At 67.4% G+C, this 564-nt stretch carries 1 rRNA gene; it reads left to right on the top strand.

Annotated elements, in window-relative coordinates:
- The first annotated feature begins 16 nt into the window (after nt 1-16).
- A 5S ribosomal RNA gene (gene rrf / locus R5H29_RS03035) occupies nt 17-131 on the top strand.
- Nucleotides 132-564: the final 433 nt, after the last annotated feature.

Here is a 564-nt window from a genome sequence, read left to right as displayed (position 1 = left end):
ACGCTCCAACCGCCTCCCTGGTGAAATTAGCGCTGTGGAACCACCCGATCCCATCCCGAACTCGGAAGTGAAACGCAGCTGCGCCGATGGTAGTGTGGCTCAAGCCATGCGAGAGTAGGTCATCGCCAGGGTTTACACCCGAAAACCCCGCTGCATGCGCAGCGGGGTTTTTCTTTGTGCGCGGTAAACACCGGGTAGTGCCGGCCGCTGGCCGGCAACCCGACGGTGTTACATCGCCCGGTAGATCCACGCCATCCGTGGATCCCCCTGCGAGGAACAGCGGCGCCAACCAAGGTTGGCCGCTACCAACAGCAGGCGCACACAGCGGTCGTGTTGCGGGCCCCGGCCGGCCCCCTTGGGGGCGGGGAAACCCCGGGGGGGGGGGGGGCCGGGGGGGCCCCCCGCCGGGCCGATTCACCCCGGGCGGGGGCCCGCCCCCCGCCCGCCACTACCCGGTGTTTACCGCGCACAAAGAAAAACCCCGCTGCGCATGCAGCGGGGTTTTCGGGTGTAAACCCTGGCGATGACCTACTCTCGCATGGCTTGAGCCACACTACCATCGGC

It is taken from the genome of Stenotrophomonas sp. A3_2 (assembly GCF_036624925.1).
GTDB classification, from domain to species: Bacteria; Pseudomonadota; Gammaproteobacteria; order Xanthomonadales; family Xanthomonadaceae; genus Stenotrophomonas; species Stenotrophomonas hibiscicola.
Note: the sequence above shows the minus strand (reverse complement) of the source record. Positions and strands in the feature narration are given on the sequence as shown.